This is a genomic window from Arthrobacter sp. MMS18-M83 (genome assembly GCF_026683955.1).
GTDB lineage: Bacteria > Actinomycetota > Actinomycetes > Actinomycetales > Micrococcaceae > Arthrobacter.
This window is the reverse complement of record NZ_CP113343.1, coordinates 749,888-774,482: the sequence shown is the minus strand read 5'-3', so window position 1 is coordinate 774,482 and position 24,595 is coordinate 749,888. Positions and strand designations below refer to the sequence as shown.

The 24,595-nt window shown below is 62.9% G+C and carries 16 protein-coding genes and 2 rRNA genes; 14 read left to right on the top strand and 4 right to left on the bottom strand.

Features of this window, described 5'->3' with window-relative positions; genetic code table 11:
* Positions 1–109 precede the first annotated feature (109 nt).
* Positions 110–1,075 (bottom strand): quinone oxidoreductase family protein, encoded by a 966-nt coding sequence (locus OW521_RS03630; protein ID WP_268023029.1) that lies wholly within the window; start codon positions 1,073–1,075, stop codon positions 110–112.
* Between the two features lie 134 nt (positions 1,076–1,209).
* The gene (locus OW521_RS03625) at positions 1,210–2,298 is read right to left on the bottom strand and encodes a fatty acid desaturase family protein (RefSeq protein ID WP_268023027.1); all 1,089 of its coding nucleotides are present in this window, start codon (positions 2,296–2,298) and stop codon (positions 1,210–1,212) included.
* Between the two features lie 187 nt (positions 2,299–2,485).
* Here OW521_RS03625 and argC point away from each other — a divergent pair, with 187 nt between their 5' ends.
* The 9 genes from argC (at position 2,486) to OW521_RS03580 (ending at position 12,119) form a co-directional block, all read left to right on the top strand.
* Complete coding sequence (argC, locus tag OW521_RS03620; protein ID WP_268023025.1) at positions 2,486–3,517, top strand: N-acetyl-gamma-glutamyl-phosphate reductase; 1,032 nt, start codon at positions 2,486–2,488, stop codon at positions 3,515–3,517.
* Positions 3,514–4,680 (top strand): bifunctional glutamate N-acetyltransferase/amino-acid acetyltransferase ArgJ, encoded by a 1,167-nt coding sequence (argJ, locus tag OW521_RS03615; protein WP_268023023.1) that lies wholly within the window; start codon positions 3,514–3,516, stop codon positions 4,678–4,680. The genes argC and argJ overlap by 4 nt, the downstream gene beginning before the upstream one ends.
* Positions 4,681–4,692: 12 nt before the next feature.
* Positions 4,693–5,637 (top strand): acetylglutamate kinase, encoded by a 945-nt coding sequence (gene argB, locus OW521_RS03610; RefSeq protein WP_268023021.1) that lies wholly within the window; start codon positions 4,693–4,695, stop codon positions 5,635–5,637.
* Entirely contained in the window at positions 5,634–6,965 is a 1,332-nt protein-coding gene (locus OW521_RS03605; RefSeq protein WP_268023019.1) for an acetylornithine transaminase, read from the top strand. The genes argB and OW521_RS03605 overlap by 4 nt, the downstream gene beginning before the upstream one ends.
* A complete protein-coding gene (gene argF / locus OW521_RS03600) occupies positions 6,962–7,981 on the top strand; it encodes an ornithine carbamoyltransferase (protein WP_268023017.1) in 1,020 nt (339 codons plus the stop codon). Before OW521_RS03605 ends, argF begins: the two co-directional genes overlap by 4 nt.
* Positions 7,981–8,517: an arginine repressor gene (locus OW521_RS03595; RefSeq protein ID WP_268023015.1), complete on the top strand. Its 537-nt coding sequence runs from the start codon at positions 7,981–7,983 to the stop codon at positions 8,515–8,517. Before argF ends, OW521_RS03595 begins: the two co-directional genes overlap by 1 nt.
* A gap of 89 nt (positions 8,518–8,606) precedes the next feature.
* Entirely contained in the window at positions 8,607–9,812 is a 1,206-nt protein-coding gene (locus OW521_RS03590) for an argininosuccinate synthase (RefSeq protein ID WP_265978315.1), read from the top strand.
* Positions 9,812–11,227, top strand: a complete 1,416-nt coding sequence (gene argH / locus OW521_RS03585) for an argininosuccinate lyase (protein WP_268023012.1) — start codon at positions 9,812–9,814, stop codon at positions 11,225–11,227. The genes OW521_RS03590 and argH overlap by 1 nt, the downstream gene beginning before the upstream one ends.
* Positions 11,228–11,381: 154 nt before the next feature.
* Positions 11,382–12,119, top strand: a complete 738-nt coding sequence (locus OW521_RS03580) for a maleylpyruvate isomerase family mycothiol-dependent enzyme (RefSeq protein ID WP_268023011.1) — start codon at positions 11,382–11,384, stop codon at positions 12,117–12,119.
* Here the strand turns inward: OW521_RS03580 and OW521_RS03575 are convergent.
* A complete protein-coding gene (locus OW521_RS03575) occupies positions 12,025–13,590 on the bottom strand; it encodes an AlkA N-terminal domain-containing protein (RefSeq protein WP_268023010.1) in 1,566 nt (521 codons plus the stop codon). The two genes, OW521_RS03580 and OW521_RS03575, sit on opposite strands and share 95 nt — an antisense overlap.
* Before the next feature lie 101 nt (positions 13,591–13,691).
* On the opposite strand from OW521_RS03575, the gene OW521_RS03570 reads away from it, so the two are divergent.
* A complete protein-coding gene (locus OW521_RS03570; RefSeq protein ID WP_442781260.1) occupies positions 13,692–14,336 on the top strand; it encodes a DNA-3-methyladenine glycosylase in 645 nt (214 codons plus the stop codon).
* Between the two features lie 15 nt (positions 14,337–14,351).
* On the opposite strand, the gene OW521_RS03565 is transcribed toward OW521_RS03570, so the two are convergent.
* Positions 14,352–14,987, bottom strand: a complete 636-nt coding sequence (locus OW521_RS03565; RefSeq protein WP_265978308.1) for a GNAT family N-acetyltransferase — start codon at positions 14,985–14,987, stop codon at positions 14,352–14,354.
* 158 nt (positions 14,988–15,145) lie between these two features.
* Between OW521_RS03565 and OW521_RS03560 the strand changes: the two genes are divergently transcribed.
* From OW521_RS03560 to OW521_RS03545, 4 genes are all read left to right on the top strand, one after another.
* Positions 15,146–17,374: an AAA family ATPase gene (locus OW521_RS03560; RefSeq protein ID WP_268023008.1), complete on the top strand. Its 2,229-nt coding sequence runs from the start codon at positions 15,146–15,148 to the stop codon at positions 17,372–17,374.
* 44 nt (positions 17,375–17,418) lie between these two features.
* A complete protein-coding gene (tyrS, locus tag OW521_RS03555) occupies positions 17,419–18,729 on the top strand; it encodes a tyrosine--tRNA ligase (protein WP_268023006.1) in 1,311 nt (436 codons plus the stop codon).
* A 575-nt stretch (positions 18,730–19,304) separates the two neighbouring features.
* Positions 19,305–20,829 (top strand): 16S ribosomal RNA (locus OW521_RS03550).
* Between the two features lie 574 nt (positions 20,830–21,403).
* Positions 21,404–24,553 (top strand): 23S ribosomal RNA (locus OW521_RS03545).
* The 16S and 23S rRNA genes sit together here, the layout of an rRNA operon.
* Positions 24,554–24,595: the final 42 nt, after the last annotated feature.

The window sequence follows — 24,595 nt, the reverse complement described above, 5'->3', positions numbered from 1 at the left end:
TCGGATTGAGGTGAACAAAAAGTGTGAGCGCTTGGCCGTTGCTTTGGCTTAGCCCAATGTTAATTGAAAAGACAATGTTAATTGAAAAGACAGCGTGCCGTTCCTTCGATTATGGGATCAAAAGTAGCTTGCCCGTGGTCTTGCGGGCTTCCAAGTCGCGGTGGGCCTGGGCCGCTTCGGCGAGAGGGTACGTCCCGCCGATCCGGACTTTGAGCTCGCCGCTGGCGGCGGCGCCGAAGACCTCGGCCGAGCGCCAGCGCCGTTCCTGCGGGTTCTGGAGGAAGTGGCCAAGGGTCGGACGTGTCAGGGACAACGATCCGCCCGCGTTCAGCCGTTGGGGGTCAAAGGGAGGCACCGGCCCGGAAGCTGCCCCGAAGAGGACAAGCGAGCCGCGGATTCGCAGGCTCGCAAGGGAACCGTCAAAAGTATCCTTGCCGACGCCGTCGTACACCACGTTGACCCCTTCGCCGTCCGTGAGCTCACGGACCCTGTCCGCAAATCCGGCGTAACGCAGGACCTCGTCCGCGCCGGCTTCCCGGGCAAGGACTTCCTTCTCGTCCGAGGAGACTGTGGTGATGACACGAGCGCCGCGGGCCTTGAGCAGTTGCGTCAGGATGAGCCCCACACCGCCGGCACCTGCATGGGTCAGGACGGTGTGGCCCGGTTCCACGCGGAAGGAAGAGTTGATCAGGTAGTGCGCGGTCATTCCCTGGAGCGGAAGGGCGGCCGCTGTATGGTCGTCGACGCCGTCCGGCACCGGAAGCGCCTTGTCGGCGTCTACGAGGGTGTACCCGGCGTAGCTGCGCGATCCTTCAGCGGTGGCGACCCTGTCCCCAACGGCGAAGTCCGCGACGTCCGAGCCGATGGCCTCAACGGTGCCCGCCGACTCAGAGCCGGGAGTGAACGGGTATTCAACTTTGTAGATGCCGCCACGCTGATAGGTGTCAATGAAGTTCACCCCGGCGGCTCCGACCTTGACGAGCAACTGACGTGGGCCCGGGGCCGGAACCTCTGCTTCGGTGAGTTCGAGGACTTCGGGTCCTCCGGCCTGCCGGGCGATGATCGCATGCGTCATGGGTCTCCTTCTCCGTCGAGGCACTTTCGCGCCCGCATTCACACAACCATCCTAGGGAGCGGAGTCCGTCGAGCGTCCACTCAGGGGCACAGGCCTGTGTTTCGCCCTAATGTGCCCCTGCGGTCCTCGGAGTGTCAGCCTCTGCCGTGCGCGGAAGCCACTGGGCAGTCAAAGCCGCGGCCGGCGGCGAGTCCCACCTCATTGAGGTAGCGCACGACGATTCCGTATGACTGCATCAGGGTGGTTTCGGTATAGGGAATGGAGTGCTCTTCGCAGTAGCTTCGAACGATCTCCGAGGCGCGGCGCAGGTGGGGGCGGGCCATGTCCGGGAACAGGTGGTGTTCGGCCTGGTGGTTGAGGCCGCCCAGCAGGATGTTCATGAAGGGTCCGCCGGAGATGTTCCTGGCAGTCAGGATCTGGCGACGCAGGAAATCGACGCGGGAGTCGGTAGGCAGGACCGGCATTCCCTTGTGGTTGGGCGCGAAGGAAGCGCCCATGTAGAAGCCGTACACCATGATCTGGACGCCTAGGAAGGCGAAGGCCATGCCCACAGGGAGGAAGGTGAACGCGAGGGCCGGGAGTGCGAGGAGCCGTGCCAGAAGGATGGGGGTCTCCACCCAGCGGTGCTTGATGGCTCCGGGCCGGAGGATGTACATCAGGGACTCCCACTGCAGGCTGATGCCCAGCAACATGAGGAGCGGGAAGAAGAACCAGCCTTGCCTGCGGGTGAGGAACGCGAAGCGTCCTTGCCTGCCGGCAGCGGCTTCAACGTGGAAAGCCAAGGCTCCGGTCTTGATGTCCGGGTCTTTGGAAATCACGTTGGGGTTGTTGTGGTGTGCGCCGTGCTTCTGCTCCCACCAGGAGTAACTGATGCCGGCAACCGAAGTGGCCAGGATGCGGGCGGACCAGTCATTGGCTCTGCGGGAGGCAAAAATCTGACGGTGACCGGCCTCATGGGCCAGGAAGCTCAACTGGGTGCAGAGGATGCCCAGGGCTGCGGCGATGAGGAGTTGGTACCAGCTGGGGCCGATCAGCGCGAAGCCAAACCAGGTGCCGGTCAGCAAGAGGACCAGGGCCGCAAAAACGGTGATATAGAAGCCAACGCGGCGCTTCAAAAGCCCTTCCGCGCGGACCGTCTTGAGGAGTTCGGAATAGCTGAGCACGACAGCGTTTGGCTGCCGGACGCTCCTAATGGGACGTTCAGTGGTGGAAGTCGGTGACATATGCAGTTGCCCCGTAACAATAACGGGCAACGATGCAACCGACGATCGGCTGCACGGTCTAGATCACCCTCTATTCAGCATACGCCCCCAAAGGAGCTGTGCCGGCACGACCCGGCTTCGGTGAGGCATCGGAAAAGGCGTGCATAAATATCGGCAACCATGAATATTTTTGCTGTATAGTCTTGCCATGACTATTTCTGTTGCCGTCTCCGGTGCCAGCGGCTACGCCGGTGGTGAGGTATTGCGCCTCCTGGCAGGCCATCCGGACGTCACCATCGGTGCCATCACCGCGCACAGCAATGCCGGTTCCAGACTAGGGGAGTTGCAGCCGCATCTCCATGGTTTGGCCAGCCGGATTCTCGAAGACACCAGCGTGGAGAACCTCGCCGGCCACGACGTCGTGTTCCTGGCGCTCCCGCACGGAGCTTCCGCCGAGATCGCCGCGCAACTGCCGGAAGGCACGCTGGTGATCGACGCCGGCGCGGACCACCGGCTCGAAGACCCCCTTGCGTGGGAAAAGTTCTACGGCTCGGCCCATGCGGGCACCTGGCCCTATGGGCTGCCGGAACTCCCCGGCCAGCGTGAAGCCCTCAAAGGCGCCAAGCGCATTGCGGTACCCGGGTGCTACCCGACGTCGGCCCTTCTCGCCCTCACTCCCGGTTTCGCCAACAAGCTCCTCCAGCCGGACGACGTCGTGATTGTTTCGGCCTCCGGCACCTCGGGTGCGGGCAAGGCAGCCAAGGTCAACCTCATCGGCTCCGAAGTCATGGGCTCCATGAGTCCCTACGGTGTGGGAGGCGGCCACCGCCACACCCCCGAGATCGAGCAAGGGCTTTCCAATGCCGCCGGTGAACAAGTCACCGTGTCCTTCACTCCCACCCTTGCGCCCATGAGCCGCGGCATACTGAGCACGGCAACGGCCAAGGTCAAGGCAGGCGTCACCGCAGCCGAACTCCGCAGTGCCTGGTCCGAAGCCTACGACGACGAACCCTTCGTCCACCTGCTTCCTGAAGGCCAGTGGCCCACCACCAAGTCGGTGCAGGGTTCCAACCATGCAGTCATGCAGTTGGCTTTCGACGAACACTCCGGCCGCGTAATTGTCACGTGCGCCATCGACAATCTGACCAAGGGGACCGCCGGCGGCGCTGTGCAGTCCATGAACATCGCCCTCGGCCTTGACGAATCCGCAGGCCTCAACGTCCAAGGAGTTGCACCGTGACCATCACCGCCCCCCAGGGATTCCGGGCCGCCGGCGTCAAAGCAGGCATCAAGGCGTCGGGCAATCCTGACCTCGCCTTGGTCGTCAACGACGGCCCTCTCAAAGCGGCAGCAGCCGTTTTCACATCCAACCGCGTGGCCGCGGCTCCCGTGCATTGGTCCCGCCAAGTGGTCTCCGACGGGCGGGTGGATGCAGTGGTACTGAATTCCGGCGGGGCAAACGCGTGCACCGGGCCACAGGGATTCCAAAATACGCACGCAACCGCAGAAAAAGTGGCGGCTGTCCTCGGGATCTCCGCCTCCGACGTCGTGGTCTGCTCCACCGGCCTCATCGGTGAGCAACTTCCCATGGACAAGATCATCCCGGGCATTGACGCAGCTTTTGCGGAACTCTCCGACGACGGCGGCCTGGCCGCCGCTACGGCGATCATGACCACGGACAGCGTTGCCAAGGAAGCTGTCTTCGCCGGCACCGACGCCGAAGGCAAGACCTTCACGGTCGGGGGCATCGCGAAGGGGGCCGGCATGCTGGCACCGGGCCTCGCGACAATGCTGGTGGTGCTCACCACGGATGCCCAGGTCCAGGCGGAAGAGCTCGACGTCGTGCTCCGCGACGCCACGCGCGTCACCTTCGACCGCACGGACTCGGACGGTTGCATGTCCACGAACGACACCGTGGTCTTGCTGGCCTCCGGGGCCTCCGAGGCCATCCCGTCCGCTGAACAGCTTGGTTCCGGCATCACCCAGGTGTGTGCCGAACTTGCCCGCAAGCTGATCGGCGACGCCGAAGGTGCCAGCCACGACATTGCCATCCGTACGTTCAACGCGGCCAGCGAACGTGACGCCGAAATCGTCAGCCGTTCCGTGGCCCGCTCCAATCTGTTCAAGACCGCCATCTTCGGCAAGGACCCGAACTGGGGCCGGGTCCTGTCCTCGGTGGGCACCACGGACGCCGTCTTCGAACCGGACCAGCTCAACGTCTCTATGAACGGCATCCAGATCTGCCGTAACGGCGGCATCGGCGAGGACCGCAGCCTCGTGGATCTTGAGCCCCGCGAGGTACTTGTGGAAATCGACCTGCAGGCCGGCGACGCGGAGGCCACCATCTGGACCAACGACCTCACGCACGACTACGTGCACGAGAACAGCGCCTACTCGAGCTAGACGGGGATGACCATGACTGCGCACACCCGCGAAAACACGTCCATGAGTGATGCCCAGGACAAGGCGGCGACCCTGATTGAGGCGTTGCCCTGGATCCAGCGCTTCGCCGGCACCACCATGGTGATCAAGTACGGCGGAAACGCCATGGTCAACGAAGAACTCCGCCGCGCCTTCGCCGAGGACATCGTCTTCCTGCACCACGTGGGCATCCACCCCGTCGTGGTTCACGGTGGTGGCCCGCAAATCAATTCGATGCTCAGCAGGCTCGGCATTGAATCCGAATTCAAGGGCGGCCTGCGCGTCACCACCCCCGAGGCCATGGACGTGGTCCGCATGGTGCTCACCGGACAAGTGGGACGCGAACTCGTTGGTCTCATCAACTCCCACGGACCCTATGCAGTCGGGATGTCCGGTGAAGACGGCGGTCTGCTGCGCGCCGTGCGCACCGGCACGGTGGTGGACGGCGAGGAAATAGACCTCGGCCTGGTGGGCGAGGTAGTGGGCGTTGATCCCACGGGTATCGAGGACATCCTCGACGCCGGCCGCATCCCGGTGATTTCCACGGTTGCCCCCGAGATCACTGACGAAGGGGACGGCACAGGCTCCACCACTGGCCAGGTCCTCAACGTCAACGCGGACACGGCTGCAGCTGCGGTCGCCTCTGCGCTGGGCGCGTCAAAGCTCGTTATCCTGACCGACGTCGAAGGACTCTATGCCAACTGGCCGGACAAGTCATCGCTCATCTCTTCGCTGACGGCCACGGAATTGCGGGAGATGTTGCCCCGACTGGAGTCCGGCATGATCCCCAAAATGGCGGCCTGCCTGAAGGCCATTGATGAAGGAGTGGAGCGGGCGCACATCGTGGATGGCCGCTTGCCGCACTCCATGCTCCTGGAAACCTTTACGACCGCGGGCATCGGAACCCAGGTTGTCCCCGACGAGGAAGTGAACTCATGAACGCCAACGAAGCAGAACTGGTCGAGACGCCCGCAGACGCTATAGCCGGGCACAGCACGGGATCCGACTGGCTGGCCCGCTATTCTTCGTCCCTCATGGGCGTCTTCGGCACCCCGCAGCGTGTTTTGGTCCGCGGTGCAGGGGCCCTTGTGTGGGACGCCGACGGCAAGGAATACCTCGATCTCCTGGGCGGCATTGCCGTGAACGCCCTGGGCCACGCCCACCCCTTCGTCACGTCGGTCATCTCCAGCCAGCTCGCCACTCTGGGGCACGTCTCCAACTTCTTCACGAGCCCTACGCAGATCGCGCTCGCTGAGAAGCTCCTGTCCATCACCAACGCTCCCGCGGGTTCCAAGGTATTTTTCGCCAACTCCGGAACCGAAGCCAATGAGGCCGCCTTCAAGCTGGCTCGGCGCAACAGTGAAGCGCCCGCCGGTGCAAAATCAGCAAAGCGCACCAAGATCATCGCACTCGAAGGCGCCTTCCACGGCCGCACGATGGGCGCCTTGGCCCTGACCGCCAAGGAAGCCTACCGGACGCCGTTCGAACCGTTGCCCGGCGGCGTGGTCCACATCCCGTTCGGCGACATCGAAGCCCTCCGCGCCGCCGTCGACGAAACGACGGCTGCCGTGTTCCTCGAGCCCATCCAAGGCGAGGCGGGCGTCCGCCCGCTCAGCGTCGAATACCTTCTCGCGGCCCGCGAAGCCACCACCGCTGCCGGCGCGCTGCTGATCCTGGACGAGGTCCAGACCGGCATCGGGCGCACCGGCAAGTGGCTGGCCAGCGAAGACGCCGGAATCGTCCCCGACGCCGTGACCCTCGCCAAGGGCCTGGGCGGCGGCTTCCCGGTTGGCGCGCTCATCACCTTCGGAGCGCCGACGTCGTCGCTCCTGACAGCGGGCCAGCACGGCACTACTTTCGGCGGGAACCCGGTGGCCACGGCCGCCGCCCTCGCCACCTTGCATGCCATCGAAAGCCAGGGCGTACTGGAAAACGTGCTCACCGTCGGCGCGCGGCTGCGGGCCGGCCTGTCCGACGTCGACGGCGTCGCGGAAGTCCGCGGGGAAGGCCTCCTGATCGGTTTCGATCTCGACGCCGAGATCGCGCCCGCCATGGTGACCGCCGCGCTCGACGCTGGTTTCATTATCAACAGCCCCGGCCCGCGCACCATCCGGCTGGCTCCGCCACTCATCCTGACGACGGAACAAGCCGACCGTTTCCTTGAGGCGCTGCCGGGCATCATCCGGGCGGCAGCCGCCCAGACCGCTGCATCTCTGACCACTGCTCCCCAGACCGCTGCACCCCTGACCGCTAAGGACGCACAGTGAATACCACCCGTCACTTCCTCAAGGACACGGACCTCACACCGGCCGAGCAAGCCGAGGTGCTGGAGCTCGCAGTCCGGATGAAGGCCGCACCGTATAGCGTCCAACCGTTCGCAGCGGACGGCAACGGACGCAAGACCGTCGCCGTCATCTTCGACAAGACCTCCACCCGTACCCGGGTGTCCTTTGCCACTGGCATCGCGGACATGGGCGGCAACGCGCTCATCATCAATCCGGGCGAGGCGCAGATCGGCCACAAGGAGTCCGTTGAGGACACCGCGAAGGTACTCGAACGCATGGTCTCGACCATCGTCTGGCGCACCGGCGCGCACTCCGGCCTCGTGGCGATGGCCGAGAACTCCAAGGTTCCCGTCATCAACGCTCTCTGCGACGATTACCACCCGTGCCAGCTCCTGGCGGACCTCCTGGCGGTCAAGGAGCACAAAGGCGAACTTGCCGGACTCACCATGGCCTACCTCGGCGACGCCGCGAACAACATGGCCAACTCGTACCTCCTGGCGGGCGTCACGGCGGGGATGCACGTCAGGATCTCGGGGCCGGAAGGCTATCTGCCGGCCGCTGACATCGTGGCTGCAGCCGAGGAACGGGCCGCAGAGACCGGTGGTTCCGTGCTCATCACCACTGACGCCGCAGAAGCCCTTCGGGGGGCCGACGTCGTCGCCACAGACACATGGGTGTCCATGGGCCAGGAAGCCGAAAAGGAAGCCCGGATGCAGCTCTTCCGCGGGTACTCCGTGAACGAGGCCGCCATGGAGCTAGCCGCACCGGACGCCGTCGTGCTTCATTGCCTGCCCGCCTACCGCGGCTACGAGATCTCCGCCGGTGTTATCGACGGGCCGCAGTCCATCGTCTGGGACGAAGCAGAGAACCGCTTGCACGCCCAGAAGGCGCTCATGGCCTGGCTCATGCACAGATCGGGACTCGCATTCGTCGACGGGCTTTCCCCCGTTGAAGGCGCTGTTTCTCCTGGAAAAGGCGCTGCGGAGAGCACGTTCTAGTGTCCACCCATCCGGCGTCGCATGGCGCCAGCCCCGCCACCAAGACTGCCCGGCAGGCGCGGATCACCTCGATCCTGACCGGTGAGTCCGTGCGCTCGCAGGCAGAGCTCGCAGCCCTTCTGGCGGACGACGGCGTCCAGGTCACCCAGGCGACCCTCTCCAGGGACCTGGTGGAACTGGGGGCGGTTCGCGTGCGAGGCAAGGACGGCGCACTGGTCTACGCGGTGCCCGGCGAGGGTGGTGACCGCAATGCCAAGAGCGGTATCACCCAGGAAATCCTGGACGCGCGCCTGTCGCGGCTCTGCGGGGAGCTGCTGGTCACCGCGGAGGCTTCGGGCAATATCGTGGTGCTGCGGACGCCGCCAGGTGCCGCCAACTTCCTGGCCCTGGCCATCGACCACTCGGTGATGCCGTCTGTATTGGGTACGATCGCAGGCGACGACACCTTGCTTTTGGTTGCCAGGGATCCCGACGGCGGGGCCGAATTGGCAGCCCGGTTCCTCCAACTGGCCCAGGAAGCCGGACCGGGAAACTAACCCGGCCCAGTAACTGAACTATTCCGGCCTTCTGGTCGGTCCCAAGCATTTGACTCAAAAGAACCAAGCAACAACAAAGGAGCACTCTCGTGACTGAGCGCATTGTTCTGGCCTACTCCGGTGGCCTTGATACTTCCGTAGCCATCGGCTGGATCGGTGAAGCCACCGGTGCCGAGGTCATCGCCGTGGCGGTCGACGTCGGACAGGGCGGCGAGTCGCTGGAGACCATCCGGCAGCGTGCCCTCGGCTGCGGCGCCGTCGAGGCCTACGTGGCCGACGCCCGCGACGAGTTCGCGAACGAATACGCCATGCCCACGTTGAAGGCCAACGCCCTCTACCAGGGCCACTACCCGCTGGTCTCGGCCATCTCCCGCCCGGTGATCGTCAAGCACCTCGTCAAGGCCGCCCGTGAATTCGGTGCCACCACCGTGGCGCACGGCTGCACCGGCAAGGGCAACGACCAGGTCCGCTTCGAAGTGGGCATCCAGACCCTCGGCCCTGACCTGAAGTGCATCGCCCCAGTCCGCGACCTCGCCCTGACCCGCGATAAGGCCATTGCCTTCGCCGAGGAAAAGGGACTGCCGATCGAGACCACCAAGAAGAACCCGTACTCGATCGACCAGAACGTCTGGGGACGCGCCGTCGAGACCGGCTACCTCGAGGACATCTGGAACGCTCCCACCAAGGACATCTACGACTACACGGCCACCCCGGAGTTCCCGCCGGCACCGGACGAGGTCACCATTACCTTCGAAGCCGGCGTGCCCGTGGCTGTCGACGGCGTCAAGCGCACTCCGCTCCAGGTCATCCAGGAACTGAACCGCCGTGCCGGTGCCCAAGGCGTCGGCCGCATCGACGTCGTCGAGGATCGCCTCGTTGGCATCAAGTCCCGCGAAATCTACGAAGCTCCGGGTGCAATGGCCCTTATCACCGCGCACAAGCACCTCGAAGACGTCACCATCGAGCGCGAGCAGGCCCGCTTCAAGGCCACTGTCGGCCAGCGCTGGTCCGAACTGGTCTACGACGGCCAGTGGTTCTCCCCGCTCAAGCGTTCCCTGGACGCCTTCATCGAGGACACCCAGCGCTACGTTTCCGGCGACATCCGCATGGTCCTGCACGGTGGCCAGGCCATCGTCAACGGCCGCCGCTCGGAAACCTCGCTCTACGACTTCGACCTCGCCACGTACGACACCGGCGACACTTTCGACCAGTCGCAGGCCAAGGGCTTCATCGAGCTGTGGGGCATGTCCTCCAAGGTTGCCGCAGGCCGCGACCTGCGCGTGTCAGGCCAGTAATGACCTCGGCAACAAATGAAGGCGCTCTGTGGGGTGGCCGGTTCGCCGGTGGCCCCGCAGATGCCCTTGCCGCATTGAGCAAGTCCACGCATTTTGACTGGCGGCTGGCCCGCTACGACATTGCCGGTTCCAAGGCGCATGCCCGCGTGCTGCACAAGGCGGGGCTGCTGGACGACGCCGAGCTCGAAGGCATGCTCGCAGCGCTCAGCCAGCTGGATGACGACGTCGCGAGCGGCGCCTACCAGCCTGCCGAATCCGACGAAGACGTCCACGGTTCCCTGGAACGCGGACTCATCGAGCGGGCTGGGACCCACTTGGGCGGCAAGCTCCGGGCAGGGCGTTCGCGCAACGACCAGGTGGCCACGTTGGGCCGGATGTTCCTGCGCGACCACGCCCGCATCATTGCCCGCGGCGTGCTCGCCACGATCGATGCCCTCGTAGAGCAGGCCAAGGCCCACCAAGGCGTTGCCATGCCTGGCCGGACCCACCTCCAGCACGCCCAGCCCGTCCTGCTGAGCCACCACCTGCTGGCCCATGCCTGGGCGCTGCTGCGCGATGTGCAGAGGTTCCAGGACTGGGACAAGCGGGCCGGCATCTCGCCATACGGTTCCGGTGCCTTGGCGGGTTCTTCGCTGGGCCTGGATCCCGAGGCCGTCGCTGCGGACCTTGGCTTCTTCTCGGCGGTGCACAACTCGATCGACGGCACAGCCTCGCGCGATGTTTTCGCCGAGTTCGCGTGGATCTGCTCGATGATCGGCATCGACTTGTCGAGGGTCTCCGAGGAAGTCATTCTGTGGGCCACCAAGGAGTTCTCCTTCGTGACGCTGCATGATTCGTACTCCACGGGGTCTTCGATCATGCCGCAGAAGAAGAACCCGGACGTCGCCGAACTCGCCCGCGGCAAGGCAGGGCGCCTCATCGGCAACCTGGCCGGCCTGTTGGCGACGCTCAAGGGCCTGCCGCTCGCGTACAACCGCGATCTGCAGGAAGACAAGGAGCCGGTCTTCGACGCCGCGGACACCTTGGAGGTGCTGCTCCCTGCAGTCTCCGGGATGATCGCGACGCTCACCTTCAACACTGAGCGCATGGCATCCCTGGCACCGCAGGGCTTCGCCCTTGCCACGGACATCGCCGAGTGGCTTGTCCGCCAGGGCGTGCCGTTCCGGGAAGCCCACGAGCTTTCCGGTGCAGCGGTGAAGCTGGCTGAGGGACGCGGCGTTGAGCTCTGGGACCTGACCGACGAGGAGTACGCGGGCATTTCGGAACACCTGACACCCGAGGTCCGCTCCGTGCTCAGCACGGAAGGTTCGCTCAACAGCCGCAACTCGCAGGGCGGCACTGCACCGGCCGCCGTCGAACGTCAACTGACGGTGCTCGCGGCTGAACTCGACCGCGTGCGCGAGTACGCGGGCTAGCGTCCAAGACGCTCCCTCAGCTTTGGCATGATTTCGGCCAACGCTCCTTCAGTAAAGTGCAGGAACGTTGGTGATTTTCACGCCAAAGCTGAGGGGGCGTTGTCAGTTAATCCCCGTTAACAGCGCGATTAACTCTGTCGGATACTATGGCGCTATGACCGAGATCACTACCTCAGCGCTTCTTGCCGAGCTCCACAAAGCAGCCGGCACTGTCACCGAAGTCGTCTCCAAGCTCGACGACGCCGATGTCAAAGCTCCCTCCCAACTGCCCGGATGGACCCGCGGCCACGTGCTGGCGCATATTGCCGGCATCTCCAACGCCATGGCCCGGCAGCTGGAATACGCCGCCCGCGGCGAGACCATCGACATCTACGACGGCGGCTACGAGGGCCGTACGAAGGCCATTGAGCTCGCCGCGAGCCACAGCCTCGCCGAACACCGTGCCGCCACGGAAGCCGCCCTCGCCCGGGCACTGAGGGGCTTCGACGGGCTCGTGGAGTCCGGCTGGAACACCCGGATCAGCTTCCGGAACGGAACTGTGCTCGACGGCGGTCGGGCGCTTTGGCGCGAACTGGTCATTCACGCCACGGATCTGGGAATGGGTCGCGGCCCGGAGACCTGGAGCAGGCAGTTCTGCGAGCACCTCTTCGATTTCCTCTCGGCCCGAGTCCCGACGGACCAGAAATTCGTGCTTCAGCCTTTGGGCCTCCCACAGCTGGTCTTAGGCTCGGGGCGCCAGTCGGTCGCCATCAACGGCATGATCACGGATATCGCGGCGTGGCTCGCCGGCCGCACGCCTACCCTGGGGAGCCTGCGGGCTTCTGCCGATGCGGACGGTGTTGATTTGCCGGAGCTGCTGCCGTGGCCATCGAGCGTTCCAGCGGTGCACTAGCGCTCCTGCGTTTGCTCGCTGCTGCCCTCCAGAGGTGCATCGTGGCGTAGGAACGCCACGGGCTCACATTGCCGAAGTCGGCAGGCAGTCCCTCCGCGGCCGCCAGGTTCTTGAGTCCGTTTCGGACCGCGGCGTCGTTGGCCAGGAAAACGTCCGGATCGCCGATCACCCGCATCGCGACATAGCCCACGGTCCAGGGCCCGACGCCGGGCAGCGGCAACAGCTTGTCGGCGAGGGTTTGGGGGCCGTCGCCATAGTCGAAGTCGAGTTCCCCGCTGGCCATGGCCCCCGCCGCGGACAGCACCGAATCAATGCGGCGCTGCGGCCCTCTCAGCAATCCCGTGCGCGAGCGGGCGATTTCCTCCGCCGTGGGGAACAAACGATCCAGGCCAAGTGCATGTCCGGCGTGCCCTTCCGGCAGGCGGGTTCCGGCGTCGGACAGTTGGGTCAAAGCCGTGCGCGCGGCCGCCACCGTGATTTGCTGGCCGATCATCGCCCGGATGAGCAGTTCTTGGGGGTCCACGGCGCCCGGGACCCTGATCCCGGGGATCTCCCGCACTGATGGGCGGAGCCGGGCATCGGCGGCCAGCGCCTCGTCCACGGCTACGGGATCGGCGTCGAGATCGAACAACCGTCTCACGCGGCTCAGGAGGACTGGAAGATCGTGGAGGTCCAGGGCACTGACGGCGAGAGTCAGCCCACCGCCGCGCGCCCCGGCGTCGTACTCCACAGTGAACGCGGCATTTCCGCGGGGCAGGTGGATGGTTCGCGCGTAGGTGGTAGGACTCGCCAGTTCGACGCCGGGAACCGCGCGGGCGGCAAGGAAATCGAAAATCCCCGTGTCGAAAGGCTCCCGGAACGGGAGGTTGAGAGTCAGCGAAGTAGCCTCCGCCTGTTTGCCCTCATGGCCAAGAGGCTTCGCGGTGGCCCGCACCGCTGTCGGGGTCAGGGCAAAGACTTCATTGATGGTGTCGTTGAATTGGCGGACGCTGTTGAATCCGGCGGCGAACGCCACGTCTGCGAGCTTCATCGAGGTGGACACCAGGAGCGTCCTGGCCGTCTGCGCCCGGCTGGCCCGTGCCAAGGACAGCGGACCGGCACCGAGCTCATGGCTGAGTATCCTGCTGAGCTGGCGGGAAGAGTAGCCCAGCCTGGTGGCGAGTCCTTCGACGCCCATCCGGGAGATCGCGCCATCGTTGATGAGCCGCATCGCCCGGCCGGCGACGTCCGAGCGCAGGTTCCAAGCGGGCGTGCCCGGAACGGCCTCCGGAAGGCAGCGTTTGCACGCCCTGTAACCGGCCTCGTGCGCCGCGGCAGAGGTTTCGTAGAACGTCACGTTCTCGGCCTTCGGCGTCCGGGCCGGGCACGACGGCCGGCAGTAGATGCCGGTCGAGCGGACGGCAGTGAAGAACTGGCCGTCGAACCGGGGATCCCGCGCATCGATGGCGCGGTAGCGTTGCCAAAAGTCCATTGCTCCATCCTTGCAGCATCGGAAGGCCCGTTCTAGCGGAAATCGGACATTGCCCGCGGCGGATCCAGTTGGCGGATTCTTGCTAGGGTCTGGGCATGACAATGCAGGGTGCAGCTCCGGAAGCCATCAGGGCCATCCTTTCCGGAGATCCGCGGGATGTAGCGCCTTTGCTCCTTGGCGCTGTGCTGAGCCACCGGACTCCTGAGGGCACGGTGTCCGTCCGGCTCAGCGAGGTCGAGGCCTATCTGGGTCCGCGGGACTCTGCCCAACCCGATCCTGGATCCCACACCTTCGGCGGCCCCACGGCCCGGAACGCGCCCATGTTTGGTCCGGCCGGCCATCTCTACGTGTACTTCACGTATGGCATGCACTATTGCGCCAACATTGTCTGCGGTCCCGACGGCGTTGCGTCCGCGCTGCTGTTGCGGGCAGGCGAGGTGGTGGCCGGGCACGCCCTGGCACAGTCCCGCCGTCCGGCGTCGAGATCCCTGACCGACCTCGCCAGCGGGCCCGCCCGGCTAGCCTCCGCTTTGGGGTTGACCACGGCGGACAGCGGCCGCGATGCCTTGGCTGAGCCGTTCGGCCTCGAACTTCCGGCTACCCCGGCAGCGCAATCAGCAGTCGCTAGCGGTCTCCGGGTGGGAGTATCAGGCGACGGCGGTTCCGCCGACTACCCGTGGCGGTTTTGGCTCTCCGGGGACCCCACAGTGTCCCGCTACAAGCCGGGCCGCAGCCGCGCCGTCTAGCTCCGGAGGTATCCCTCAAGCGGCGTGTTCGGTACGGGTTGGCTCGGCCACATAGGCGCAGTGGTTGTCGGGCAGTTCGAAGGGCGCCAGGCGACCAAGCAAAGACTCGCGCACCTGGGGCCATTCCTCCTGCAGGATCGAGAACACGGCCGTGTCGCAGCGGCTGCCGTCTGGAGCGAAGCGGTGCCCGCGCAGAGTGCCCTCGTAGCTGGCGCCGAGCCGCTGAATGGCCGAGGCGCTGCGCGTATTGCGCGCGTCGCAGCGGAACCCGACCCGGTGGACGTCCAGCACTTCGAAAGAGTAGGCCAGCAGCAGCTGTTTCGCCGCCGGATTGACGTGGCTGCCCCAAAACGGGCGCCCGTAAAAGGTCCCACCGATCTCCAGGCGCTGCTGTCGGGGACTGTAGTCGCACAGGGAGGTGGTTCCAAGCAGAGCTCCTGTCCGCTGCTCGACGACGGCGAACGGAATGGTTGCGGGATCTTCGAGCCGGGCCGAGAAGAGTTCGGCCAGTTCCGCGGCGCTCAAAGGCTGTTCGGCGGCCATGCCGGACCACATCCCGGAGTCCACGAAGTCAAACAGTGGGCCGGCGTGGGCGGGGGAGAGCGGGACCAGGCTGATGCCGTGTCGGGTCAGGGCAACGTCGTGCTGCATTGCAGCATTTAAGCACCACCGGGTACGGACAGAAAAGCTCAGCAGGTTAGCTCTGAGTGAACATTGCGTGACGTACCGGCGTGGGGGCCGTTTCACACACGTCAAGCAAAACCGCTGTAGAATGGACGGTCCGTCTTTTTCGATAGGGGAACGTTTCGATGCACGACGCTGATTTGCTCCACGAACGGGAGTACGTGGCCGGTCTTTACTCGCGACTGGATGAGTTGCGGGAGGAAAAGCGCCAGCAGCTAGCGCAAGTCCGGCGCGCCGGAGCGGTGGGCACCATGCAGAACGTTTCCGAACGCGACGCCTTCGCGGCACTGTACGAGGACCGCCTCGCCCAGCTCGACGCCGTCGACGACCGTCTCGTGTTCGGGCGCCTTGACCTGGACACCGGAGAGGCGCAGTACATTGGCCGCATCGGCCTCTCCACTGCGGATCTCCAGCGGCTTATGGTCGACTGGCGCGCCCCGGAAGCCGGCCATTTCTACCAGGCGACCGCCTTCGACCGGCAAGGCGTCCGCCGTCGTCGTCACCTGATACTGCAAGGCCGCGAGGTCAAGGCAATCGAAGACGATGTCCTGGATGCCAGCATGCTGGCTGACAACGCGTCTCTCCAAGGCGAGGGCGCGCTGCTTGCGGCCCTGAATTCCAAGCGCACCGGCCGTATGTCGGACATTGTGGGCACTATCCAGTCCGAGCAGGACCGCATTATCCGGTCGTCCATCTCGGGTGCCTTGGTTGTCCAGGGCGGTCCCGGTACTGGCAAGACAGCCGTCGCGCTCCACCGCGCCGCCTACCTCCTGTACACCCACCGTGACCGCCTGAAGTCCGCGGGCGTGCTGCTCGTTGGCCCGTCGTCGTCGTTCATGCACTACATCGAGCGGGTCCTGCCTTCCCTCGGCGAGACCGGCGTCGTCATGGCCAGCCTCGGACGCCTCATGCCCGGGATCCATGCCGTGCCTGAACAGGATCCCGATGTCGCAGCGCTCAAGGGCAAGCTGGACATGGCGGGCGTCATCGCCAATGCCGTGGCCAACCGGCAGCGGACTCCCGCGGAGGACCGCATCCTCGAGGTAGATTCCCGCAAGCTCACGCTGTCTGTCCGGCAGGTACGCCGTGCCCGCGACAGGGCGCGCGCCACGGGCAAGCCCCACAACGAGGCACGCGTGACGTTTGTGAAGATCCTGCTGCGCGAGCTCACGGAGCAGCTGACGGAGATTGTCGAGGAGTCGAACATCGGCAACAACGCCGACCGTTCCTACCTCGCCGAAGACGTCCGCTCGGCGCGCGACGTCAGGATCGTCTTGAACCTGTGCTGGATGCCCATGACGCCCGAGAAGCTCGTGTCCGAGCTCTTCAGCAAGCCCGCCATCCTGGAAGCCTGCACACCGCACCTCACACCGGCGCAGCGTGCGTTGCTGCTGCGGCCTGCGGATGCCCCGTGGACGGAAGCCGATGTTCCGCTGCTCGACGAGGCCGCTGAGCTTCTGGGCGAGCTGGATCCTGCCGCCGGCAGGGGACTGGCGCAGCAAGAGCACGACCGCGCCCGCGACATCGCCAACGCCAAGCAGACCCTGGTCAACATGGAGGCCATGGGCGTCGACGTACTGATGACGGCTGAGGAACTCGCCGATCAGAACCAGGAGCGCGAGACGCGCCTGACGGCGGCAGAACGTGCCACGACCGATCGTTCGTGGGCGTTTGGGCACATCGTGGTGGACGAAGCCCAGGAGCTCTCGCCCATGCAGTGGCGGCTTTTGGTCCGCCGCTGCCCGTTGAAGTCGTTCACGATCGTCGGCGACATCGCCCAGACGAGTTCCTCTGCCGGTGCGAATTCCTGGCAGAGTGCGCTCGCGCCGTCGTTCGGGGACCGCTGGCAACTCGAAGAACTCACCGTCAACTACCGCACCCCCTCGCAGATCGCCGAAGCGGCGGTCCGGATGGCGAACCGTGCAGGCCTGGTTGTTTCGGCTCCCAAGGCCGTCCGCGAAGGCAAATGGTCGCCCATCGTGGACCGCGTGGACAAAGCGGACATGGTGGACCGCCTCGTTGCGATACTTCCTGAGGAACTGGAAGCGATCGACGGCGGCCTCCTCGCCGTGATTGCCGATGGCGCGCTCCTGCCGCGCGCTGCAGCCGCCCTCCGTGGCGTTTACGGCCACCGCGTGGGCACCGGAGCGGGGAGTTACTCCCAGGACATCGTGGTCATCAGCCCGAAGGAAGCCAAGGGCCTCGAGTTCGACGGCGTCGTGGTTCTGGAGCCCGCTGCCATGCTCAATCACGAGCACGGCAAGGTGGGCGATCTCTACGTCGCCATGACCCGTCCGACGCAGCGACTCCGGCTCATCACCGCCGCCCCGCTGCCCGCGGGCATCGAGCGCTGAGGGAAACAAGCAAGCTGAATGGCAATCCTGCTAACTTAGAACTCGTGTCACACGTAAACAACCTCGAGTCCCAGCACAACGACCCGGGCTTTGCCAATATCTGGCAAGAGCTCAAATGGCGCGGCCTTATCCACGTTTCCACTGATGAAACGGAATTGGAAAAGCTGCTCGCCGGGGACCCGATCACGTATTACTGTGGCTTCGACCCCACGGCACCGTCCCTGCACCTCGGCAACTTGGTCCAGCTTTTGCTCATGCGCCGCCTCCAGCTGGCCGGTCACAAGCCGCTCGGCCTCGTGGGCGGCTCCACCGGACTGATCGGCGACCCGCGCCCGACGGCGGAACGCACCTTGAACACCAAGGACACGGTTTCGGAGTGGGTTGGCTACCTTCAGGCCCAGGTCCGCCGCTTTCTCAGCTTCGAGGGCGACAATGCCGCACGCATGGTGAACAACCTTGACTGGACCGCGCCCCTGAGTGCCATCGATTTCCTGCGTGAAATCGGGAAGCATTTCCGCGTGGGCACCATGCTTCGCAAGGATGCCGTTGCCTCCCGTCTCAGTTCCGACGAAGGCATCAGCTACACCGAGTTCAGCTACCAGATCCTGCAGGGCATGGACTACCTCCAACTCAACCGCGATTACGGCTGCGTGTTGCAAACCGGTGGCTCGGACCAGTGGGGCAACCTCACGAGTGGCACGGAGCTGATCCGTAAGGTTGACGGCAAGGTTGTCCACGCCCTGGGCACGCCCCTCATTACCAATTCGGACGGCACAAAGTTCGGTAAGAGCGAGGGTAACGCGATTTGGTTGGACGCCCACATGTGCAGCCCGTATGCCTTCTACCAGTTCTGGCTCAACACTGCAGACGCCGACGTCGTTGATCGCCTCAAGGTCTTCACTTTCCTTAGCCGTGCCGAAATTGAGGAACTTGGAGCCGCTGTTGCCGAGCGCCCGTTCGCTCGCGAGGGCCAGCGCAGGCTCGCCTATGAAGTTACGTCGCTGGTGCACGGAGTCGAGGCAACGGAGAAGGTGATCGCTGCTTCCGCCGCCCTGTTCGGCAATGGCGATCTCTCGGTTCTGGATGAAGTCACCTTGGCGTCCGCCACGGCCGAGCTGCCGTCAGCCTCGATCGGCGCAGATGGCCTGGGTATCGTTGACCTCTTGGTCGCTTCCGGACTGTCCGAGAGCAAGTCCGCTGCTCGACGCACGGTGGGGGAGGGCGGCGCCTACGTGAACAACAGCAAGGTGACCGACCCCGACGCCGTGATCGACCAGGCGGAACTGCTTCACGGCCGGTATCTGTTGTTGCGCCGCGGAAAGAAGAATTTGGCCACCGTCGAAGTGACGGTCTGACGGTTCCTTGACCCCACGGTGGGGGGGCGGGTTTCTTCCGCTGTGTGCCGTGATGCAGACGCGCCAATGCTGACTATTGCACGCTCCTCCGAGGCCGACTTGCGCGGCTCCGGGGGAGCGTGTATCGTTTTCTGAGTTGCTGCCGCTGATGCGGACAAATTGCAACAAAATCCCATTGAATTGTGAATGATCCGGTTTGGACGAAAGTCTGGAAATCGGATAATTTATCGACCCTTTGGGGATATTCGATTCATTTTTGATGAATTTCGGGAGAAATCCTGGATTTGCAAAGTGAAAATGAATGAAATACAGTAGAAACATCGCAGCGAAGAAATGCGGAACGTCGAATTCAGTTGAATTTGTTCCGAGAAGTATTCGGATTGTGTCTGTTGTTTGAGAACTCAATAGTGTGCCAAGTTTGTTGATACCGATTTGTTTTTATGAATTGGTTGTTTTGGCTGGTTCCGTGTCACCTCCGTGGTGCGGGGCTGGTTTTTTACAGCTGGTTTCAAATTTTGTGCAGCTCTTCCGCCGTTATTTCCGGTGGTTGTGGTTGTGTCTGTTTTTGTTTTACTTCAACGGAGAGTTTGATCCTGGCTCAGGATGAACGCTGGCGGCGTGCTTAACACATGCAAGTCGAACGATGATCCCTGGCTTGCCGGGGGGATTAGTGGCGAACGGGTGAGTAACACGTGAGTAACCTGCCCTTGACTCTGGGATAAGCCTGGGAAACTGGGTCTAATACCGGATACGACCGGCCACCGCATGGTGTGTTGGTGGAAAGCTTTTGCGGTTTTGGATGGACTCGCGGCCTATCAGCTTGTTGGTGGGGTAATGGCCTACCAAGGCGACGACGGGTAGCCGGCCTGAGAGGGTGACCGGCCACACTGGGACTGAGACACGGCCCAGACTCCTACGGGAGGCAGCAGTGGGGAATATTGCACAATGGGCGGAAGCCTGATGCAGCGACGCCGCGTGAGGGATGACGGCCTTCGGGTTGTAAACCTCTTTCAGTAGGGAAGAAGCTTTCGGGTGACGGTACCTGCAGAAGAAGCGCCGGCTAACTACGTGCCAGCAGCCGCGGTAATACGTAGGGCGCAAGCGTTATCCGGAATTATTGGGCGTAAAGAGCTCGTAGGCGGTTTGTCGCGTCTGCTGTGAAAGACCGGGGCTCAACTCCGGTTCTGCAGTGGGTACGGGCAGACTAGAGTGATGTAGGGGAGACTGGAATTCCTGGTGTAGCGGTGAAATGCGCAGATATCAGGAGGAACACCGATGGCGAAGGCAGGTCTCTGGGCATTAACTGACGCTGAGGAGCGAAAGCATGGGGAGCGAACAGGATTAGATACCCTGGTAGTCCATGCCGTAAACGTTGGGCACTAGGTGTGGGGGACATTCCACGTTTTCCGCGCCGTAGCTAACGCATTAAGTGCCCCGCCTGGGGAGTACGGCCGCAAGGCTAAAACTCAAAGGAATTGACGGGGGCCCGCACAAGCGGCGGAGCATGCGGATTAATTCGATGCAACGCGAAGAACCTTACCAAGGCTTGACATGAACCGGTAACGCCTGGAAACAGGTGCCCCGCTTGCGGTCGGTTTACAGGTGGTGCATGGTTGTCGTCAGCTCGTGTCGTGAGATGTTGGGTTAAGTCCCGCAACGAGCGCAACCCTCGTTCCATGTTGCCAGCACGTAGTGGTGGGGACTCATGGGAGACTGCCGGGGTCAACTCGGAGGAAGGTGGGGACGACGTCAAATCATCATGCCCCTTATGTCTTGGGCTTCACGCATGCTACAATGGCCGGTACAAAGGGTTGCGATACTGTGAGGTGGAGCTAATCCCAAAAAGCCGGTCTCAGTTCGGATTGGGGTCTGCAACTCGACCCCATGAAGTCGGAGTCGCTAGTAATCGCAGATCAGCAACGCTGCGGTGAATACGTTCCCGGGCCTTGTACACACCGCCCGTCAAGTCACGAAAGTTGGTAACACCCGAAGCCGGTGGCCTAACCCTTGTGGGGGGAGCCGTCGAAGGTGGGACCGGCGATTGGGACTAAGTCGTAACAAGGTAGCCGTACCGGAAGGTGCGGCTGGATCACCTCCTTTCTAAGGAGCACCATCTCCGCCTCTTGTCGCTGTCCGCATGGATGGTGCGGGGGTGGGTGGAAGCAAAGCCCATTGCGCAGGCGTCTGTTCTGCGGTGGGTGCTCATGGGTGGAATATCAGCAGATAGCGGCCGGTGGTTTCCTTTTCCGCCCCTAGTACGGTTGTCTTGTCCTTTTGCGGGGCGGGGTGTCCTGGAACGGTGCGGGTCGGGGGAGGGCCGGTTTTCGTGTTTGGCACACTGTTGGGTCCTGAGGCAACAGGGCCGCGGCCCGCGGGCCCCCTTGCGGGGGGTGCGGGGGTGCGGGTTTGGTGTTTCTGGTTTCCTGGCTGCATTTGCCGTGCGTGGCGGCTGTCCTCTTTTGTGGGGGTGGTTGGTGCGGGGGTGTGGTACGGGGTTGTTGTTTGAGAACTACATAGTGGACGCGAGCATCTGACACGGGCAGGCTTTCGGGCTTGTTTGTGTCTACAGCAATTTCTTTTTGATGAACCTGGATCCGGCCGTGTTGTGCATCCTTCGGGGGTGTGCGGGGTGGTTGGTTTCCGTGGTTCTCTCGAAATGTTTTTGATCTTTGTGTGGTCAAGTTTTAAGGGCACACGGTGGATGCCTTGGCATTAGGAGCCGAAGAAGGACGTAGGAATCTGCGATAAGCCTGGGGGAGTTGATAACCGAACGTTGATCCCAGGATGTCCGAATGGGGAAACCCCGCCAGGCGCGCTTGCGTGATCTGGTGACCCGCATCTGAACACATAGGGTGCGTGGGGGGAACGCGGGGAAGTGAAACATCTCAGTACCCGCAGGAAGAGAAAACAAGAGTGATTCCGTTAGTAGTGGCGAGCGAACGCGGATGAGGCTAAACCGTTCCATGTGTGATAGCCGGCGGGCGTTGCATGGGCGGGGTTGTGGGACTTTCCGTGCTGGTTCTGCCGGACCGGTGGGGTGAGAGCATGGACATAGGTGAACGGTCTTGAAAGGCCGGCCGTAGAGGGTGGGAGCCCCGTAACCGTAATGTTGTGTGCCGCCTGGAGAGGATCCCAAGTAGCACGGGGCCCGAGAAATCCCGTGCGAATCTGTCAGGACCACCTGATAAGCCTAAATACTTCCTAATGACCGATAGCGGACCAGTACCGTGAGGGAAAGGTGAAAAGTACCCCGGGAGGGGAGTGAAACAGTACCTGAAACCGTGTGCTTACAATCCGTCGGAGCAGTCGTGAGTAATCACAAGTAACTGTGACGGCGTGCCTTTTGAAGAATGAGCCTGCGAGTTAGTGTTACGTCGCGAGGTTAACCCGTGTGGGGTAGCCGTAGCGAAAGCGAGTCTGAACAGGGCGATCGTAGTGGCGTGATCTAGACCCGAAGCGGAGTGATCTACCCATGGCCAGGTTGAAGCGACGGTAAGACGTCGTGGAGGACCGAACCCACTTCAGTTGAAAATGGAGGGGATGAGCTGTGGGTAGGGGTGAAAGGCCAATCAAACTCCGTGATAGCTGGTTCTCCCCGAAATGCATTTAGGTGCAGCGTTGCGTGTTTCTTGCCGGAGGTAGAGCTACTGGATGGCCGATGGGCCCTACAAGGTTACTGACGTCAGCCAAACTCCGAATGCCGGTAAGTGAGAGCGCAGCAGTGAGACTGTGGGGGATAAGCTTCATAGTCGAGAGGGAAACAGCCCAGACCACCAACTAAGGCCCCTAAGCGTGTGCTAAGTGGGAAAGGATGTGGAGTTGCGAAGACAACCAGGAGGTTGGCTTAGAAGCAGCCATCCTTGAAAGAGTGCGTAATAGCTCACTGGTCAAGTGATTCCGCGCCGACAATGTAGCGGGGCTCAAGTACACCGCCGAAGTTGTGGATTTCAGATAGTAGACAAGCCTTCGTGGTTCAGTCGTCTGGAGTGGTAGGGGAGCGTCGTGTGGGCGGTGAAGTCGCGGTGTAAACCAGCGGTGGAGCCTACACGAGTGAGAATGCAGGCATGAGTAGCGAAAGACGGGTGAGAAACCCGTCCGCCGAATGATCAAGGGTTCCAGGGTCAAGCTAATCTGCCCTGGGTAAGTCGGGACCTAAGGCGAGGCCGACAGGCGTAGTCGATGGACAACGGGTTGATATTCCCGTACCGGCGAAGGACCGCCCATGCCAAGCGGGGGATACTAACCGCCCGGAGCCTGCCCAAGCACCCTTGTGGTGTGCGGGTTTTGGCCGAGCGCGGGACCTGATCCCGGGAGGTAAGCGTATTAACAGGTGTGACGCAGGAAGGTAGCCGGGCCGGGCGATGGTTGCCCCGGTCTAAGGATGTAGGGTCAGCGATAGGCAAATCCGTCGCTGTGTCTTTGATGACGATCCTGAGATCTGACGGGACCCCCGCGAGGGGGGATCCGGTGATCCTATGCTGCCTAGAAAAGCATCGACGCGAGGTCCCAGCCGCCCGTACCCCAAACCGACACAGGTGATCAGGTAGAGAATACCAAGGCGATCGAGAGAATTATGGTTAAGGAACTCGGCAAAATGCCCCCGTAACTTCGGGAGAAGGGGGGCCCCAACCTTGAACACCACTTGCTGGTGGGAGGGGATCGGGGCCGCAGAGACCAGGGGGAAGCGACTGTTTACTAAAAACACAGGTCCGTGCGAAGTCGCAAGACGATGTATACGGACTGACTCCTGCCCGGTGCTGGAAGGTTAAGAGGACCGGTTAGCCGCAAGGCGAAGCTGAGAATTCAAGCCCCAGTAAACGGCGGTGGTAACTATAACCATCCTAAGGTAGCGAAATTCCTTGTCGGGTAAGTTCCGACCTGCACGAATGGAGTAACGACTTCCCCGCTGTCTCAACCATAAACTCGGCGAAATTGCAGTACGAGTAAAGATGCTCGTTACGCGCAGCAGGACGGAAAGACCCCGAGACCTTTACTATAGTTTGGTATTGGTGTTCGGAGTGGCTTGTGTAGGATAGGTGGGAGACGTTGAAGCCCGGACGCCAGTTCGGGTGGAGTCATCGTTGAAATACCACTCTGGTCACTTTGGACATCTAACTTCGGCCCGTGATCCGGGTCAGGGACAGTGCCTGATGGGTAGTTTAACTGGGGCGGTTGCCTCCTAAAAAGTAACGGAGGCGCCCAAAGGTTCCCTCAGCCTGGTTGGCAATCAGGTGTCGAGTGTAAGTGCACAAGGGAGCTTGACTGTGAGAGAGACATCTCAAGCAGGGACGAAAGTCGGGACTAGTGATCCGGCGGTACATTGTGGAATGGCCGTCGCTCAACGGATAAAAGGTACCTCGGGGATAACAGGCTGATCTTGCCCAAGAGTCCATATCGACGGCATGGTTTGGCACCTCGATGTCGGCTCGTCGCATCCTGGGGCTGGAGTAGGTCCCAAGGGTTGGGCTGTTCGCCCATTAAAGCGGTACGCGAGCTGGGTTTAGAACGTCGTGAGACAGTTCGGTCCCTATCCGCTGCGCGCGCAGGAAATTTGAGAAGGGCTGTCCTTAGTACGAGAGGACCGGGACGGACGAACCTCTGGTGTGTCAGTTGTACTGCCAAGTGCACCGCTGATTAGCTACGTTCGGATGGGATAACCGCTGAAAGCATCTAAGCGGGAAGCTCGCTTCAAGATGAGATTTCCATGCACCTTGTGTGTGAGAGGCCCCCAGCCAGACCACTGGGTTGATAGGCCGGATGTGGAAGACAGGACCAAAGACTGTTGAAGCTGACCGGTACTAATAGGCCGACAACTTACACCACACAAACAAACACTGCTTGCGTCCACTATGTGGTTCCCGAACAA